Annotated in this window: 17 protein-coding genes and 1 tRNA gene; 5 read left to right on the top strand and 13 right to left on the bottom strand. The window is 61.4% G+C overall.

Features of this window, described 5'->3' with window-relative positions:
• Window positions 1–11: 11 nt before the first annotated feature.
• The 3 genes from BUA36_RS14535 to BUA36_RS14525 form a co-directional block, all read right to left on the bottom strand.
• Window positions 12–85: transfer RNA gene (locus BUA36_RS14535), tRNA-Gly, on the bottom strand.
• 71 nt (window positions 86–156) lie between these two features.
• On the bottom strand, window positions 157–477 hold the full coding sequence (locus BUA36_RS30745) for a hypothetical protein (RefSeq protein WP_072785710.1): 321 nt from the start codon (window positions 475–477) through the stop codon (window positions 157–159).
• A gap of 13 nt (window positions 478–490) precedes the next feature.
• Window positions 491–1,117, bottom strand: coding sequence for a hypothetical protein (locus BUA36_RS14525; RefSeq protein WP_208861894.1), 627 nt, complete (start codon window positions 1,115–1,117; stop codon window positions 491–493).
• 501 nt (window positions 1,118–1,618) lie between these two features.
• Between BUA36_RS14525 and infA the strand changes: the two genes are divergently transcribed.
• On the top strand, window positions 1,619–1,879 hold the full coding sequence (infA, locus tag BUA36_RS14520; protein WP_072785708.1) for a translation initiation factor IF-1: 261 nt from the start codon (window positions 1,619–1,621) through the stop codon (window positions 1,877–1,879).
• Window positions 1,880–2,002: 123 nt separating this feature from the next.
• Here the strand turns inward: infA and BUA36_RS14515 are convergent, their stop codons facing one another.
• Window positions 2,003–2,983 (bottom strand): choice-of-anchor A family protein, encoded by a 981-nt coding sequence (locus tag BUA36_RS14515; protein WP_072785706.1) that lies wholly within the window; start codon window positions 2,981–2,983, stop codon window positions 2,003–2,005.
• Window positions 2,984–3,160: 177 nt separating this feature from the next.
• Here BUA36_RS14515 and BUA36_RS14510 point away from each other — a divergent pair, with 177 nt between their 5' ends.
• Window positions 3,161–4,387 (top strand): M28 family peptidase, encoded by a 1,227-nt coding sequence (locus BUA36_RS14510; protein WP_072786178.1) that lies wholly within the window; start codon window positions 3,161–3,163, stop codon window positions 4,385–4,387.
• Between the two features lie 3 nt (window positions 4,388–4,390).
• On the opposite strand, the gene BUA36_RS14505 is transcribed toward BUA36_RS14510, so the two are convergent.
• The 4 genes from BUA36_RS14505 to BUA36_RS14490 all read right to left on the bottom strand — a co-directional run bounded on the left by BUA36_RS14505 (window position 4,391) and on the right by BUA36_RS14490 (window position 7,104).
• On the bottom strand, window positions 4,391–5,056 hold the full coding sequence (locus BUA36_RS14505) for a DUF799 domain-containing protein (RefSeq protein ID WP_072785700.1): 666 nt from the start codon (window positions 5,054–5,056) through the stop codon (window positions 4,391–4,393).
• The gene (locus BUA36_RS14500) at window positions 5,053–5,406 is read right to left on the bottom strand and encodes a DUF4810 domain-containing protein (protein WP_229255713.1); all 354 of its coding nucleotides are present in this window, start codon (window positions 5,404–5,406) and stop codon (window positions 5,053–5,055) included. The genes BUA36_RS14505 and BUA36_RS14500 overlap by 4 nt, the downstream gene beginning before the upstream one ends.
• A 23-nt stretch (window positions 5,407–5,429) precedes the next feature.
• Window positions 5,430–6,110 carry a CsgG/HfaB family protein gene (locus tag BUA36_RS14495; RefSeq protein WP_072785698.1) on the bottom strand — a complete coding sequence of 227 codons (681 nt, stop codon included), beginning with the start codon at window positions 6,108–6,110 and terminating at the stop codon, window positions 5,430–5,432.
• A 118-nt stretch (window positions 6,111–6,228) separates the two neighbouring features.
• The gene (locus BUA36_RS14490) at window positions 6,229–7,104 is read right to left on the bottom strand and encodes a LysR substrate-binding domain-containing protein (RefSeq protein ID WP_072786176.1); all 876 of its coding nucleotides are present in this window, start codon (window positions 7,102–7,104) and stop codon (window positions 6,229–6,231) included.
• Between the two features lie 99 nt (window positions 7,105–7,203).
• Between BUA36_RS14490 and BUA36_RS14485 the strand changes: the two genes are divergently transcribed.
• Genes BUA36_RS14485 through BUA36_RS14475 form a run of 3 tightly spaced genes read left to right on the top strand, consistent with a single transcriptional unit; the run spans window position 7,204 to window position 8,470 of the window.
• A complete protein-coding gene (locus BUA36_RS14485) occupies window positions 7,204–7,512 on the top strand; it encodes a carboxymuconolactone decarboxylase family protein (RefSeq protein ID WP_072785696.1) in 309 nt (102 codons plus the stop codon).
• The gene (locus tag BUA36_RS14480; RefSeq protein ID WP_072785694.1) at window positions 7,503–7,904 is read left to right on the top strand and encodes a tautomerase family protein; all 402 of its coding nucleotides are present in this window, start codon (window positions 7,503–7,505) and stop codon (window positions 7,902–7,904) included. The genes BUA36_RS14485 and BUA36_RS14480 overlap by 10 nt, the downstream gene beginning before the upstream one ends.
• Window positions 7,901–8,470: a DUF4865 family protein gene (locus BUA36_RS14475; protein ID WP_072785692.1), complete on the top strand. Its 570-nt coding sequence runs from the start codon at window positions 7,901–7,903 to the stop codon at window positions 8,468–8,470. The genes BUA36_RS14480 and BUA36_RS14475 overlap by 4 nt, the downstream gene beginning before the upstream one ends.
• 2 nt (window positions 8,471–8,472) lie before the next feature.
• On the opposite strand, the gene BUA36_RS14470 is transcribed toward BUA36_RS14475, so the two are convergent.
• From BUA36_RS14470 to BUA36_RS14450, 5 genes are all read right to left on the bottom strand, one after another.
• A complete protein-coding gene (locus tag BUA36_RS14470; protein WP_072785690.1) occupies window positions 8,473–9,018 on the bottom strand; it encodes a DUF7010 family protein in 546 nt (181 codons plus the stop codon).
• Between the two features lie 38 nt (window positions 9,019–9,056).
• Window positions 9,057–10,094, bottom strand: a complete 1,038-nt coding sequence (locus tag BUA36_RS14465; protein WP_139260567.1) for a hypothetical protein — start codon at window positions 10,092–10,094, stop codon at window positions 9,057–9,059.
• Between the two features lie 248 nt (window positions 10,095–10,342).
• Entirely contained in the window at window positions 10,343–11,800 is a 1,458-nt protein-coding gene (locus BUA36_RS14460) for a flagellin N-terminal helical domain-containing protein (RefSeq protein WP_072785686.1), read from the bottom strand.
• Window positions 11,801–11,872: 72 nt separating this feature from the next.
• A complete protein-coding gene (locus BUA36_RS14455) occupies window positions 11,873–13,468 on the bottom strand; it encodes an SEL1-like repeat protein (RefSeq protein ID WP_072785684.1) in 1,596 nt (531 codons plus the stop codon).
• Between the two features lie 9 nt (window positions 13,469–13,477).
• Window positions 13,478–15,730: a putative bifunctional diguanylate cyclase/phosphodiesterase gene (locus tag BUA36_RS14450; RefSeq protein WP_072786175.1), complete on the bottom strand. Its 2,253-nt coding sequence runs from the start codon at window positions 15,728–15,730 to the stop codon at window positions 13,478–13,480.
• Between the last annotated feature and the right edge of the window lie 7 nt (window positions 15,731–15,737).

Below are 15,737 nucleotides of genomic sequence, written 5' to 3'. Positions count from 1 at the left end.
GAGCAGGGATCTGGAGCGGGTGAAGGGAATCGAACCCTCGTATGAAGCTTGGGAAGCTGCCGTTCTACCATTGAACTACACCCGCGTTGCCGTGCATTTTACGCGGCTTTGTGCAAGCTTGACAATGCTGACGGGTGGCAAGTGCGATGATGCATTTCAATGAGAAGCATCGACTTCGGTATAGCTCTTGACTGATTCGTACGCGTGTTGGGAGATCGTCCTGAGAATGTGTGAGTTTTCCTTATACTTTTCCGTCAACACGGGAAGCTGCTGCTTGGCGGGGGCGCAGTATTTTTTTACTGACCTCGTGATTTCCCTGCGCTGACTTAAAGGTAGCTCGCTGTCCCACTCGCCTGCCATGTGCTCGCACGCCACGGCATTTCTCACAAAAGTCTGCACGTCTTTTGGCAATGGTCCGGCCGCCGAAACACAGTGCACGGGGATGAAAGCCAGCAGAAAAATAGTTCGCATTATCATGTCATCTCCTCGTCTAGCGGCCGGTAGCTGACCAGTGCGGTTTGTCCTTGGCACCGCCGATAAATTTCTTCACGCCGTAGCTGGCACCAATGACTTTTAGCTGGCGATTCATGCCGGAGCGAGGCGTCGTCTTCACTTCGACGAGCTTGCCATCGGCATCCTTGACGGTGACGGTATCTTTCCACGAAATAGACATGCCAATTGCCCGTCCTTCATTGTGCAATGAATACAAGGCTGGCGCCGTGTTCAAATCACCCATGTCAAAGGCGCGCACCATTTGCTTGGCAGCCTCTATGGAAGCAGTGGGAATAGGATGGACCCAATTGATATCAACGCCAGCCGCAGCAGGCACGTCTTCTGGCGCAACGTACTTGTACCTGATTTGCCAGCACCAGTGCATCAAATAAGAGCGCGGAGCTGGCCGATAGGTCGCCGAGATTCGAACGTTGATACCGGCCGCCGTCATTGCCTCGATAAAAGCATCAACGGCTTTGCGGAATGTGGGCGCGAGGTCTTTTGTATCCTTGCTGCCTTTAAACCGCTGCGCCCATTGAGCACCACTTAACTCTTTGTTACTCCGATCAGCGGTGCGCATCGTCGCAGGTCTAACTGTCCGTAGTTTCTCAGTCGCTGTCGTCATTTATATATGCCTCCAGGATTGCGGCATTGGAACAAAAGCTGGGGAAGTTCGAGAGTACGTATAGCAATGAAGATTCGCTTTGATCTAGCACTAGATTTACGAAAGATAACCCGGCGGGGCACGCTCTTAACCGGGTCAAATTCTTGACCAGTCATCACACCATAGGTGCAGCTTCGACTAGCGGCAGGGTCGAAAATAGGATGGCTGATACCTTGTTGATGACGGTGGACTTGTAGGGTGATCGCCATTGGCCCATCAATTCCCGGTAGCGTCGTTGCCAGGCGGTGCCCCAGCTTGGGCGAAATGCTTAGGCGATCGGGCCAATCACCGGTATAGTGACGCTGTATTTCATTAAGCTGCTACGCTGGTTTCTCTCCTGTCTCGGCCATCGGCCATTTCCGTCAGATTCTTCCCTGTCATCGCTCCTGTTGAACGAGAGCCAGCGCCAGTGCTTGACGCGCATACCGCGCAGCCGTCCCATCCCCCTATAAAGGAGCCACATTGGCCAAAGAAGAATTGATTGAAATGAATGGCGTCGTCAACGAGATCCTGCCCGACACCCGCTTTCGTGTGAGCCTGGAAAACGGCCACGTTATCGTCGCTTACACTGCCGGCAAAATGCGTCGTCACTCGATCCGCATTTTGGCGGGTGATCGTGTCACGCTTGAACTGTCGCCTTATGACCTCAGCAAAGGCCGTATCACGTTCCGCCATCTGGACACGCCAAGACCGCGCAGCGCTCCGTCCCACCGCCGCCGCTAAGCTCACGCTTGTTCTTCTCATCCTTTCTTTCTTTGGCGCAACTCCAAGGAAATCTTACCTCACTCTGCACCCGTAAAACAAAAAAGCTCCCGAAGGAGCTTTTTTTGTGGGACGAGATGTTGGTTAAGCCGACTTGCGGCGGCGTGCCACCACGCCCATCAGGCCCAGACCGCCCAGCAGCATGGCGTAGGTGGTCGGTTCCGGTACCGGGGTGGTGACGTAGCCGTGGAATGGCTCATAGCCGATTTCCACCGTGCCGTTCATCGAGTTGGCGATGATGTTGCCTTCCAGGTGGCCGGCGCCGCGCAGTTCGGCCTTGTTGGCCAATACCGAGCCGTACACGAAGGTGTTGACGTTGACCACGTCCGCGTCCAGCAGGTTGTAGATGACGTTGGCGCGCAGTGCCTGCAGCTGGCCGTCCTGGCCGCCGGTGAAGTCCACGGTGCTGCCGCTGACGTTGATCACCACGGTGGAGCCGGCTTTGACGTTGCTCAGCACCAGATTTTTCAGATTGCCGCTGCTCAGGTTGAACACTTGCAGGCCGGACGTGTTGTTGCCGGTCAGGTGGGTGCCGCTACCGTCGATCTGCACGCTGCCGTTGGCCGCCGCGCTGCCCAGGGTGCTGGACAGGGCGGTGAAGCTGGTCTTGGCGGCGCCGAAGTTGACCACGCTGTTGATATCGTTGCTCTTGGTCAGGCTCAGGTAGTTCGACGAGCTGTTGGTGCCACCGTAGACGCCAAAACCGTTCCAGTTCTTGGTGTAGTCGGTGATAGGGCCGATGGTGACGTTGGTGTCGATGCCGGCGCCCGGGTTGGCGTAGATGGTGCCGCCCGTCAGCGCGACGTTTTTACCGACCACCACCGATGGCAGGCTGGTCGGCACCTGGGTGCGGTAGGCGAACGAGAAACCCGAGGTCGTCAGGTTGCCGCCGACGGCCAGACGGCCCTCAACGTCGCGCACCTGGCTGACATTGCCATAAAAGAAGGCGCTATAGCCGGACGCCAGGCCCAGGTCGAAACTAGGTACAGCGGCCTGGGCAGCGCTTATTGCGCCAACAGCCAGGCTTGCCGCGATCAGGCGGCCGATCAGAGTAGCTTTTTTCATGGTATTAAAGTGGTCTGGTTGTAAAGACAGGAGGATTATATATGAAAGACAACAGTTGTGCTCATTCTTACAATTTATTTTTCGATTTAACAATGCAAACGTTTCCACTAGTTGCTATTCAAAACGCCATGGCTGCTGCAGAATAAGCAGACCACTTCAGACGAAAGGACCTCCACCATGAAAGCAGTTTTAGGGTTGAGCTTGGCCCTGGCATTGACCGCGCAAACCGCCTGCGCACAGGCGCCAGCCGACCCCATTGCGGTGCTGGTCAAGCAGCTGGAGCTGGACAAGTACAAGGCCACGATCAAGGGATTGACGCAGTTTGGCGACCGCCGCCAAGGCACGGCGCGCAACCGTCAGGCGCTCGACTGGATTGAAGCGCAGTTAAAATCGTACGGTTGTTCGAATACAGAACGACTTCAATACCAGTTCACGCAACCGGCCCCTGGCGAGCCCGCGCCCAAGCGTGCGCCAGGGATTGCCAGCGGCGGCGCCGGCGGCCCGCCAGGCCAGGGCGGCAGCACGCTGTTTGGCAACCGCATCCCCACCGGCGTGAATACCGACCCGCTGCGCCAGCCCGATGAACGCCTGCGCGCGCTCAACGCCGAACAGACGCCGGTTGGCACGTCGCTGCGTGAAAACGTCTACTGCACCAAGGTCGGCAGCACCCATCCGGAAGAAATGTATCTGGTCAGTGCCCACATGGATGGCATCGGCTTTGGCGAAGCCGCCAACGACGACGGTTCCGGCACCGCGCTGGTGATGGAGCTGGCGCGCATCTTCAGTATGCCGGGCGTGGAGACGGACCGTTCGATCCGCTTCGTTCTGTGGAATAACGAGGAAACCGGCCTCAATGGCGCCGCTGCGTATGTCGAGCAGCGCAAGGATTTGCAGGGCATCGAATCGCCCAAGGGCTCCGGCAAATATCCCGAACCCAGGTGGCTGGGCATGATCCAGCACGACATGATGATGTACGACCATGGCATGCCGATCCCCAAGGTTGATGCTGACGGCAAGACTATTTACGTGTCACCGCCGGAACAGCGGCTGGAAGCGGACGTCAATATCGAATACCAGTCGGTATCGAAGCAGGCCGACGGTTCAGCCAGACTGGCCTGGGCCTTCCGCGCCGCCAACGACAAGTACGCGACCCACTACCCGGCCGCCGTGGGCTTCCACATGACCAATACCGACTCGACACCGTTCATGGACCTGGTGCCATCGATTTCGCTGCGCGAGAATGAGCGCGGCCAGCAGATCGGCGCCGGCTGGAACCCCAACTGGCACCAGCCGACCGACGTCTATGCCAACTATTCCGACAAGGACTTCCTGCTCGGCCTGAACGCGGCCCAGACCACGCTGGCCGGTGTGGCGCAGCTGGCCGGGGTCCGCATCAAAAAGTAAGGCTTACTGCTTCTGGTAGTTTTCCGAACGCGGGCCATACAGCAAGCCGTTGTTCAGGCCTGCCGACAGCAGGCGGTTGCTGGCCGCGCCAGCGACCGGGTGCGACTGGTCGGTGGTGCTGTTGATGATCTGCTTGACCGCCGCTGCCACCAGTGCGCCGACCAGGCCGCCGCCGCCGTTGTTGCCGCCTTCGTTGTTGCTGGCGCTGGCCGTGCCGCTCCACAGCACCGTGCCGGTTTTCAGGTCCACCAGCTTGGCGGCGGCTTCCACCACGATCACGCTGTTCAGCACCGTGTAGGTGGCGCCGTACTTGTTGATGGTGATGTACATGCCGGCATCGGCGCCGAAGATCTGTTGCAGCTTGACTGGCGGCAGCGCGTGGATATCCGCTGCGGTGGTCATGCCGTTCTGCTTGAAGGTTTCGTTGACCAGCGCCACCGGCAGCACGTAATAGCCTGCTTCCGCCAGCGGATAGGTCACTTGTGCGTACACGCTATTGGTGGCGTTGACTTCCGGCGAGTTGTTCAGCGGCGGCAGCACCAGAATGGAACGTGGCTTGGCAGCCTTGAACGCCGTGTAGTCATATTGGGCCGCCTTGTTGGAAGCACAGCCAACCACCAACACCATCGGCGCCACGCAGGCGGCCAGTTTCAGCATACGCTTGATCATAATTTTTCCCCGTTCTTTACTTTCGCCAGCAGGAAATCCATATAGGCGGTCGATTCCGGGAACAGTTTTTTCTCGTCCTCGAACTGCGCGGCCATCTGGTCCTGTTTGCCAACCATGGAATACAGCATGCCCAGGTGGGCATGGAAGCCAGGCGGCACCGGAACGCCCTTGGCGCTGATCTTTTGCAGCGAGACTTCCATTTCAGCGATCTGCTGGTCAGGGCTCTCGCCCTTGAAATGCTGGTACACCTGTGGCTGGTAGCCATCCCAGCCATACATGGTCTTCGGTCCGGCACAGCCGGTCAGCAGTGCTGCGCCAGCCAGCGCCAGCGGCAGGCAAACGCGTTTCATGAGATTGATCTGCATCACCGGCATCACTGTGCACGCACGTTCAGTGCACCGGCTTCGACGCCAGCCACCAGTTTGTCCACGGCTTCGCGCATGGCCAGGTCCAGCACTTTGCCATTGAGCGTCGCGTCATAGCTGGCGGTGCCGCCAAAGCCCAGCACTTCGCGGTTGGACAGGCTGTACTCACCCGCGCCTGCAGCCGAATACACCACTTCCGAGGTGGCGATATTGACCACGTTCAGCGTGACTTTGGCATACGCTACCTGCGTCTTGCCGCGGCCGGCCAAGCCGAACAGCTGATGGTCGCCCACTTCCTTGCGGCCGAATTCCGTCACATCGCCGGTCACGATGAAATCGGCGCCCTTGATCTGCTGGCTTTGCTGCTTGAAGCCGGCTTCCTGCTTCATCTCGCTCAGGTTGTCGCGGTCCAGCACGTTGAAGCGGTTGGTCTGCTGCAGATGCGAGATCAAAATGGTTTTGGCCTGGCTGCCCAGACGGTCGACGCCATCGGAGAAAATGCCACGCATGAAGCTGGAACGGTTGTCGAACTTGCCGACGGCGATCAGCGAACGTGGACCGACATACGGTTTCGCTGCGCTTGCCGTGGTGGCCACCGCGACCGCCTGCGAGCTCTCGGTCGCGCAGCCAGCCAATGCCGAAATGGCCAGTGCTGCTGCCAGCAACTGCGTGGTGTGGATGATTTTCATTTTTTTTCCCCTAGTGAAATGCAAAAATTGCCTTAAGGCAAAAATCCAAGGGCGAATTCTATAGATTTGTGCGGCCGACAATCTCTCCAATAATCACCCTCAGGCAAACCAGCGGCGGCTAGAGCGACTGCAAGGCCTGCAGCACGATGTCATGCAGGCGCTGGGCCGGTGGGTTCAGCTCCTTCTCGGCGCGGAGCAGGCGCAGGCCAACGTCCGGCAGCGGCGGCAGGCCCGGCATATCGAGTACGCACAACGACGGCGGCAGACCGATGGCGGTGCGTACCGTGACGCCCAGCCCGGCCGCGGCCGCCGCCCACACGCCCGACAGGCCGGGACTCGTGAATGCAATCCGCCACGGGATACCGGCCTGGTCCAGCGCGCGTGTGGCGGCGCTGCGCATGATGCAGGGCGCATCCATCATCACCAGCGGCAACGGTTGGTGCACGCCGCCCTCCAGCGCCAGCCGCGACGCATCCACCGGACCGATCCAGCGCATCGCCTGGCGGCCGACATCCACCGCATGCGCGGCCGGCATGCCGTTATCCCAGGTCAGCGCCAGGTCCAGGCGGCCGCCGCCCAGCTGATCCATCAGTTCCGAATTGCGCGCCACGCGCGCCTCGATGCGTACCTGCGGATGCACGCGCGTGAAGCGGCCCAGCACCTCGGTCAGCATCTGCTCGCCGAAATCCTGCTGGATCCCAAGCCGCACGCTGCCCGCCAGCTCGGCGCCGCGCACGGCGTTGGCGGCTTCATCGTTCAGCTCCAGCAGGCGGCGCGCGTAGCCCAGCAGCGATTCACCGGCTGGCGTGGTCACCATGCCGCGCCCTTCCTTGCGCAGCACCGGCATGCCCAGCTGGTCCTCGAGTTTTTTCAGCTGTGCGCTGACGGCCGAGGTGGAGCGCCCCAGCCGGTCCGAAGCCTTGGCAAAGCTGCCCATGTCCACGCCAGTGACAAAGGTGCGCAGGACATCCAGATCAAAAGTAATGCGCCGCATGACCATCCCGTTTTTTCGAACTGTTTATCAAAATATTCCTGATTTTCAGGAATAAGATAGGCCGGTATTCTGACGCTGTCAATCCAACAGGAGCGTGAAATGGCAGCACATGGAATGGACGGGGTCGCCCCCAAGCTGGCGCAGCTCACCGATGAGGTGTTGTTTGGCGATATCTGGCAACGGCCCGGCCTGTCGCCGCGCGAGCGCAGTCTGGCCACCGTGTCGGCGCTGGTGGCGTTGTACCGGCTGGAGCAACTGCCCTTTCATTTGCAGCGGGCGCGTGATAATGGTGTCACGCGCGATGAGCTGGTTGAACTCATCACGCATCTGGCGTTTTATTCCGGCTGGCCGACTGCGGCCTCCGCGATCAACATACTTAAACAATTGGAGGAGTCATCATGCCTATGAGCCGCATCTCTGTATTGAAAGGTAAGTCGCCCGAATATCTCCGTGCGCTGGCCGATGGTTTGCAGCGCGCCATGGAAGAAGCGTTCAACGTGCCGAAGAACGACCGCTTCCAGCTGATCCACCAGCACGAACCCCACGAGCTGATTTTCGACCGCAACTACGAAAGCCCCGACGGCCCGCGCTCGGACGACTTTGTGCTCATCACCATCACCGCCGGCAAGCCGCGCACGACGGAGGTAAAGCAGGCATTCTACCGTCACCTGGTGGCGATCCTGGCCGAATCGCCGGGCCTCAACCCGCGCGACGTGATGGTGGTGATCGCCACCTCGCAGGGCGATGAATGGTCGTTCGGCGGCGGCCATCCGGCGGCTTCGCTGATGAGGACATCATGATCGCGATGCAGTACCGCTTTGTGCTGCCGGCCGATTACGACATGGCGGCAATCCGCGAGCGCATCGCCACCAAGGGTCCGCTGCTGGACAACCTGCCCGGCCTGGTCTTCAAGGCCTATCTGCACGCAGAAGATCCCGAGCATACCTACGCCCCGTTCTACCTGTGGCGCGACGAGGAAGCCATGCACGGCTTCCTCAACGGCCCTGCGTTTGCCGGCGTGTCGCAAGCCTTCGGCTGGCCGTCCGTGCAGACGTGGACGCCGTGGCACGCCACCGTCACTGCCGATGTACGGCAGGCGCAGCACGCCACGATCAGCAGCACGGCGATTGCGCCTTACAGCGCGCTGGCACAACTGCGCGAACAGGAACAGGCGGCGGCGCAACAGGCATTGGCGCATGGCGCACTGGCGGTGGTGGTGGCATTTGAGCCGGTGACCTGGACGGTTACACGCTTGAACCTGTGGCGCTCAGCAGCGGCAGCGGAAGCTGCGCACGCAGGCCAAACAGCCACAGTGCGGCACTATCAGGTGGGCCATGTATCCGCCCCTGGCGTCACTGCAATGTGAGTTCAGCTTGCGGGCCTGGCGGCGTTTGAAAACACCAGGACCGCAAATACAATCTCAATCAGTCCACCGAGTGCGGCGGCAACCACGGGCGGAATCGCCAGGAATAGCACGCCATTGGCGGCGACAATCAGCGTCGCCCCCATCACCCAGTAAACCGGTCTGGCGTAGATGCTCGCAAAGACCAGGTAGCGGCCGCCAATCGCGGCCAGCATCGCAGGGAAAAACAGTTTCGGCATGAAGACGAACAATCCATACGCCATGGCGCAGCACAGGATGAGCCATACCGTCGACGCCATCACCAGCTGGTTCAGCGCATTGCCCTGGTCTGTCTTGGCGGGGCGCCGCAACACCTTGGTCACGACAACGCTCAATGGATAAATCAGTACACCGCCGATCAGCAGCGTCCATACCGCCTGGCGTATCCCAAGCAGATGGCACACCGCAGCTGCGCTACTCCAGACGAGGCCGGAGACCAGGATGCCAGGGGCGCCGTCATAGTACGCATGGCGCATCTCCTGTTGCTGCTGTTCGGACAGGGTTAGTTTCATCTTCTCTTCCTATGGTCTGACTGACGTAATACGCCGCACTACAACCGCAGCACCATCTCCTCCAAACGGTATTGCCTGACCGTGCCATCCGCTCCCACCAGGACGTGCAGCTCCTTGAGCGTGCGCTCGGGCTTGAGCAGCGTGCCAACAATGGGGATCAGAGATAAAAGCTTGCCGCTGCCGGTCTCGCTGCGAAATACCCAGGACGCATCACCATTGGCAAACTGGACGACCTCGGGACTGCCAAACACGCCCTGCAAGACGGTGGCGCTGGTCTGGCCTTCAATCAGCCATCGCGCCAGATCCGCGCGCGTCACTGACTGCAGCGCTTCAGCTGCTGGCGGAGGCTCGGCTTCCGTGACCGCCGCCGGCGCCGCGCGCATCGGCTCCAGCTCGACCAAGGTATCGTGCGGCCAGCTGGCATCCCACAACGGAAGTTCATAGACCCGGTCACGGCCAGGCCAGTCGCCGGCCAGGGCTTTCACCCAGGCAGGCAGCGAACCGCCATACAGGCTGCTGACCGGCAGTACCTGGCGCCGCGCCCCATCCACCAGGGTCACGGTAAAGATGGGCTCATCGCCCATCGCCAGTATGGTGAGATTGCGGAAAGTGCAGGGATCCGCGCCCGCTGCCGTCTGCGCGTAATACAAAGGACTGAAAATACGCCGCCCCAAATTGGCCGCCAGCAGCTCGACCCGGCATTGCAGGCGCAAGTCGCCCAGCCGTCGGGTATTGGCCGCCAGACCCGGCGTGCGCACATCGACGCTCCAGTTAAAGCTGTCTTCCTTACGGTTGCTGCGCACGGTGGCGTCCTCGCGCAGCGCCAGTTCGTTGCGCTCGACGGTGAAGAAATGCTCCGGCGTCAGCGCAACCGGGGCGCGCACCGTGGTGCCGGTCAGCGTCAGCTTGAGTGCATCAACCCGCGCTGAACGACGCTTGGCATCCAGGTGAAAGCGCAAGTTGGACTGCGGCGCCAACGCCGGGCGCTCGGCATCAAACAACTCCATGGCCTTCACAAAGCGCTGATAGGGGCGTTCATCAGCATCCGCCTTGGCCGACACCTCTACCCTGCTCAAGGACTCCTGGCCTGTAGGCTCGGGCAACGTCTGCGCATATCCCATGGACAGCCAGCCTGACATCAACAGCACGGCACAAGCTGTGCGAAAACTGGCATTCATGAGTCCATCCCTTGTGGGTGCGCGACCATTTAATCGTGAGGGGAATATATAAGCGGCAAGATTAACACGCAAGCATTGATGGAAATACATTGCTGGTCACTACGCTGAGGTGGCGGTTGCGAAAAGACTGACGGTCGCGCCGGCGGCTAACGCAATAGCATCAGCGCCTGTTGCGGCAGCGCGTTGGCCTGCGCGACGATGGAGGCGCCGGCCTGGCGCAGGATGTTGGCGCGCGTGAGCTGGGCGGTCTCCGTTGCATAGTCTGCGTCCAGAATACGTGAGCGCGCGGCGGTCAGGTTATCGGCTTCGCTGGTAGCGTTGCCGGCCGCCGCCGTCAGGCGGTTGTTGATCGCGCCCAGCTGCGCGCGGATGCTGTTCACGAGATCCAGCTTGCCATCGAGGTAGTCAAGCGCGTCGCTGGCGCCGCTGTGCGTGGACAGGTCCATGGCTGGCTCGCCCGCAGTGTAGGTCGGCCTGATCTGCATATCGGGCGGACCAATCGACACGGAAGAACTGGCGCCGGCCACCAGTCCCGCCTGCGCCGGATTCGCGCCGGCGATACGCATGCTATGGGGCAGCGGCCGCGGCGCCTCGCTCACCGTCACGCTGCCCTTGATGCTGCCAGCCGGCAGTCCCAGCGAGCCAAGGCTGCCGCCAGCCGCTTCGGACAACATGATGTCGCGCCCATCCGCCGCCGTCAGCGTCAGCGTGCCGCCACTGGCGCTGGCGCTGACGCCACTGCTGCCCGTGGTCGCACTGATGGCGGCCGCCGCACTAGCCGCGCGCGCCGCCGCCGTGGCACCGCCAATCGGCCCCACAGTCACACCGTTGACAGAGAACGCCGCATTCGGCAGCGCGCCCGTCGCCCCCACATCGCCGCTGATGGAGGTGGTGGCCGTGGCGGAGATGCCGGCAATATTGGCGGCATTGACCGCTGCCGCCACCGCATAGGCACTGGCGGCATTCTGGCCCGCCTGCGCGCCCGCCGTGGTGGCGCCCACTGCCGTGTTGTTGACCGCGAGATCGCCATAATTCAGCGCCCCCAGCACCGCCGTGCCGACTGCAGTGGACTGCTGCGGCGCCATGTCCACCAGGCTGTCGGAATAATGCGCCTGGATCACCGCCTGCGGTATCGTCACCTGCAGCACCTGCCCCGCATCCGCGCCCACCTGCAACTGCTGCGAGAAACCGCCGTCCAGCAGCTTCTGGCGGTTGAAGCGCGCGCCATCGACGATGTCCGCGTTGGCCGCCACCAGCGCGTCCACTTCCTGCTGGATGGACTTGCGGTCGATCTTGCTGTTGGTGTCATTGGCCGCCTGCACCGCCAGTTCGCGCATGCGCTGGTAATTGGCGTTGAGCTCTCCCGCCGCGCCATCCGCCACCTGGATAAGCGAAATGCCATCATTGATATTTTGATTCGCACGCCGCAGGCCATTGATCTCCGCCGTCATGCGCGAACTTACCGCCTGCCCCGCCGCGTCATCGCGCGCCGAATTGATGCGCGTGCCGCTCGATATGCGCTGCAGATGGACGGCCAAATCCTCGCTCGAGCGCGTCAGACTGCGCTGAGCATTCAAAGACAGGATATTGGTGGTGATTTGCATGGGCAGCCGTCATCCCAAGCGCGGAATTACGCTTGTCGACCTTATAACGGCTATTCCAGACGGAAACTTGAACTAGCCCGGCAGCATTTCCATACGCTCGCGCACCTGCGCCAGCTGGGCCGGGTCCATGCGGCCGGCGGCATTTTTCAGATAGCGCGCTGCAGCCGCATAGCCCGCACGTTCCGACATCGCCAGCCACAGCCAGGCCTGGCTGGCGTCGGCCGGCACACCCTGGCCGCTCAGGTACATCAGGCCCAGGTTGAACTGCGCGCGCACATGCCCCTGGCTGGCCGCCTGCAGATACCACTGGTGCGCCTGCACATAATCACGCGGCACGCCCAGGCCATTATCGTAGCGCAGCCCCAGCGCGAACTGCGCCTGCGTGTGGCCCTGGTCGGCCGCCTTGCGGTACCAGTGGTTGGCCTGGTTGCAGTCCGGCTGCGGACCGTCATCGTTATCAAACAGCAGGCCAAGCGCATACTGGGCCGCCACATAATCCTGCTCGGCCGCGCGGCGATACCAGCCCATGGCCTTGCGATAATCCTGCGGCACACCGCGTCCCGTTTCATAGCGCAGGCCCAGGTCGAACTGCGCGCGCAGATGGCCCTGGTCAGCCGCCTTGCGGTACCAGAAGATGGCTTCCTGATGATCGACCACCACGCCGTGGCCGGCGTCATACAGCAGGCCCAGATGGTATTGCGCCCCCGGGAAGCCCTGCTCCGCCGCCTTGCGGTACCAGAACTGCGCCTGCTCATAATCCTGCTCGACGCCCTGGCCATGGTCATAGCGCAGGCCCAGATTGTTCTGCGCTGCTGCGTGTCCCTGCTCGGCCGCCTTGCGGTACCAGTCCAGCGCCTTCTGCTCATCGCGCGGCACGCCCTGGCCGTTATCGTAGATCAGGCCCAGGTTGAACTGCGAGCTCGCGTGATCCTGCTCCGCCGCGCGGCGATACCACAGGATGGCCTTCTGCGCATCCTGCGCAATGCCGTCGCCCTTGTCGAAGCGCAGCGCCAGGTTGAACTGCGCCGGCGCATAGCCCTGGTCTGCCGCCTTGCGGTACCACGACATGGCCTGGCCGACATCCTGCGGCACGCCCTGGCCATTGTCGTAGCGCAGGCCGAGGTTGAACTGGGCGCGCGCATAACCCTGCTCCGCTGCCTTGCGGTACCAGAAGATGGCTTGCTTGAAGTCCTGCGGCACACCCTTGCCGGTGTCGTACATCATACCGAGGTTGTTTTGCGCGCCAGCGTCGCCCTGTTCGGCGGCCTTGCTGAACCAGTGCATGGCCTGCTGCGTGTCGTTGGCAACGCCCTGGCCTTTGGCGTACAGCCAGCCCAGGTTGTACTGCGCGGCCGCATAGCCCTGCTCCGCAGCGAGGCGATACCAGGCGGCGGCCTCTTCGAAATTCTGCTCTACGCCCTGGCCCTTCTGGTACATCACGCCCAGGTTGTACTGCGCGTGTTCCAGGCCCGACTGCGCGGCCTGGCGATACCAGACCACGGCCAGCTCATAGCTCTGCGCCACACCCTGCCCGTTGAAATACATAAAGCCCAGACTATGCTGGGCATTGGCCACGCCACGTTCTGCCAGTCCCTTGACGCGCAGGAATTCAGCGGTATAAGTGCTGCCGTTGTTGGCGTCGGCTTCGTTGGGACTGTATTTCGTCATGCTTTCTCATCAGGCTTGAATCGCAATCATCGCCGGTGGGTGTTCAGCGGCACTTGGCACCGCATGCAGCACTGCGACCGATGGCGACGACCGGCGGTTCTGCTCTTGAAGCACATCGATGAAGCTGGCCAGCGAAATCGGGCGATGGTAAAAATAGCCCTGCATCGTGGTGCAGCCGTTGGCTTCCAGGTAGCGCTCCTGTATCTCCGTCTCCACGCCTTCCGCCACCAGGTGCAGGCCCAGGCCGCGCGCGATGGAGATGATCGCCAGGATCACTGGATAGTGGCCGTTCTCGTCGTGGATCTCCTTGACGAAGGACTGGTCGATCTTGATGGTGTGGATCGGGAAGCGGTGCAGATAGGCCAGCGAGGAATAGCCGGTACCGAAATCGTCTATCGCCACCGACACGCCCAGCTGGCACAACTTGTTGAGCTGTTCGATTGCATACTGCGGATTGCGGATGCAGATGTTCTCGGTGATCTCCACTTCAATCTGCGCCGGCGAAATGCCGTAGCGCGTCAGCGCGCCGCGCATCTTCTCGAAGAAGTCGCCGCGGTCCAGATATTGCGGCGACAGGTTCAGCGACAGGCGGATCGCTTCGCCGCCCGCCGCATTCCACTGCAGCAGGTCGCGGCACAGCGCGCCCAGCATCCAGTCGGAGATCGGCAGCATCAGACCATTCTCTTCGGCGAACGGCAGGAACTCGCCGGCCGACAGCAGGCCGCGCTGCGGATGATTCCAGCGCATCAGGCCTTCGGCGCCGATGATGCGGCCCGTGGCCACATCGAGTTGCGGCTGGTAGTACATTTCCAGCTCGTTGAGTTCCAGCGCCTTGCGCAGCGCCTGCTCCAGCGCGATCTTCTGGTGCGACACGTCCAGCATCGAGTTGTGATAGAAGCTGTGGCCATTCTTGCCCAGCGCCTTCACCTGGTACATGGCGATGTCCGCGTGGCGCAGCAGTTCGTCGATGGTCTCGCCGTCACCCGGATAAATCGCAATGCCGATCGAGGCCGAGATATGCACCTCATGGCCATCCAGATCGAACGGACGTTGCAGGCTCTCGAGGAATTTGTCGGCGATGGCTTTCGCGTCCTGGCGGTCGCGCAGCTCCGGCAGCACGATGGTGAATTCATCGCCGCCCTGCCGCGCCAGCGTATCGCCGCGACGCAGGCAGTCCTTGAGGCGCTGCGCGGCCTGCTGCAGCAGTTCGTCGCCCTTGACGTGGCCCAGCGTATCGTTGACCAGTTTGAAGCGGTCCAGGTCCACAAACATCACCGCCAATTCGGTCAGCTTGCGCTTGGCCTGAATCACGGCCAGGCCCAGACGGTCCTTGAACAGCATGCGGTTCGGCAGATCGGTCAGGATATCGTGGTAAGCCTGGTAGGAGATCACCTCTTCCGCGCGCTTGCGGTCGGTGATGTCGCGCGCCACACCGTAGGTGCCGAAGAACTCGCGCGTCTTCACTTCGTGATCCGGGATGTGCATGCCGATCGCGTTGAGCGAAATCGTCATCAGCGTGTTGTTGAAGGTGCGCTCGATGCCGCCGCCGGTATTGCACTTGAGGCGCAGTTCGACGTTGCGCGAGGCGCGTTCATCGACGCGGCGCTCGTTGAACGCGTAGCGCGCGCGCTCCTGGTCTTCGTCATGCACCAGCAGCGAGTAGTGCCGGCCGATCAGCTCTTCACGGGTAAAGCCCAGCAGCTGCTGCACGCGGTCGTTCACGAACGTGAATTTGCCTTCGTGGTTCAGCGTGTAGATGATGTCCGGCGACGAATCCACCAGATAGCGGTACATCTTTTCCGAGTTTTCCAGCTTGGACGCGATGCGCTCATTGTCGATCGCCAGGCGGCGCTTTTGCAGCGCATTCTCGACGGTCTTGAGCAGCTCCTCGCGGCTGTACGGCTTGCGCAGGTAATCGTAGGCGCCGCGCTTGAGCGCACCGATTGCCGCTTCGATACCGACGTCGCCGCTCATCACGATCACATCGCCATCGATCTCGCGGGCGTTGATGTAATCCATGATTTCGTGGCCGCTCATGTCCGGCAGCCGCAGGTCCAGCAGGATCAGATCGAATTTCAGTTTGGTCAGCTGGGCCAGCGCTTCGCTGCCGCAGGTGGCGGTCACCAGATGGTAGTCGCGGTCGCGCAGCAGTTCGTACAACGATGACAGCAGTCGCGGTTCATCGTCTACCAGCAGCAGGCGGGGGCGGTTATCAGAGCTTAAAGGTTCGACGGGGGCGAGGTCGACAGGGTTCAGGTTCATCATGGCC

The organism is Duganella sacchari, assembly GCF_900143065.1.
Taxonomy (GTDB): domain Bacteria; phylum Pseudomonadota; class Gammaproteobacteria; order Burkholderiales; family Burkholderiaceae_D; genus Rugamonas; species Rugamonas sacchari.
Note: the sequence above shows the minus strand (reverse complement) of the source record. Positions and strands in the feature narration are given on the sequence as shown.

Excerpts from the sequence above, each read along its gene's own strand:
- BUA36_RS30745 (WP_072785710.1), bottom strand. The coding sequence starts at position 477 with ATGATAATGCGAACTATTTTTCTGCTGGCTTTCATCCCCGTGCACTGT.
- BUA36_RS14525 (WP_208861894.1), bottom strand. The coding sequence starts at position 1,117 with ATGACGACAGCGACTGAGAAACTACGGACAGTTAGACCTGCGACGATG.
- BUA36_RS14515 (WP_072785706.1), bottom strand. The coding sequence starts at position 2,983 with ATGAAAAAAGCTACTCTGATCGGCCGCCTGATCGCGGCAAGCCTGGCT.
- BUA36_RS14510 (WP_072786178.1), top strand. The coding sequence starts at position 3,161 with ATGAAAGCAGTTTTAGGGTTGAGCTTGGCCCTGGCATTGACCGCGCAA.
- BUA36_RS14505 (WP_072785700.1), bottom strand. The coding sequence starts at position 5,056 with ATGATCAAGCGTATGCTGAAACTGGCCGCCTGCGTGGCGCCGATGGTG.
- BUA36_RS14500 (WP_229255713.1), bottom strand. The coding sequence starts at position 5,406 with ATGAAACGCGTTTGCCTGCCGCTGGCGCTGGCTGGCGCAGCACTGCTG.
- BUA36_RS14495 (WP_072785698.1), bottom strand. The coding sequence starts at position 6,110 with ATGAAAATCATCCACACCACGCAGTTGCTGGCAGCAGCACTGGCCATT.
- BUA36_RS14490 (WP_072786176.1), bottom strand. The coding sequence starts at position 7,104 with ATGCGGCGCATTACTTTTGATCTGGATGTCCTGCGCACCTTTGTCACT.
- BUA36_RS14485 (WP_072785696.1), top strand. The coding sequence starts at position 7,204 with ATGGCAGCACATGGAATGGACGGGGTCGCCCCCAAGCTGGCGCAGCTC.
- BUA36_RS14480 (WP_072785694.1), top strand. The coding sequence starts at position 7,503 with ATGCCTATGAGCCGCATCTCTGTATTGAAAGGTAAGTCGCCCGAATAT.
- BUA36_RS14475 (WP_072785692.1), top strand. The coding sequence starts at position 7,901 with ATGATCGCGATGCAGTACCGCTTTGTGCTGCCGGCCGATTACGACATG.
- BUA36_RS14470 (WP_072785690.1), bottom strand. The coding sequence starts at position 9,018 with ATGAAACTAACCCTGTCCGAACAGCAGCAACAGGAGATGCGCCATGCG.
- BUA36_RS14460 (WP_072785686.1), bottom strand. The coding sequence starts at position 11,800 with ATGCAAATCACCACCAATATCCTGTCTTTGAATGCTCAGCGCAGTCTG.
- BUA36_RS14455 (WP_072785684.1), bottom strand. The coding sequence starts at position 13,468 with ATGACGAAATACAGTCCCAACGAAGCCGACGCCAACAACGGCAGCACT.
- BUA36_RS14450 (WP_072786175.1), bottom strand. The coding sequence starts at position 15,730 with ATGAACCTGAACCCTGTCGACCTCGCCCCCGTCGAACCTTTAAGCTCT.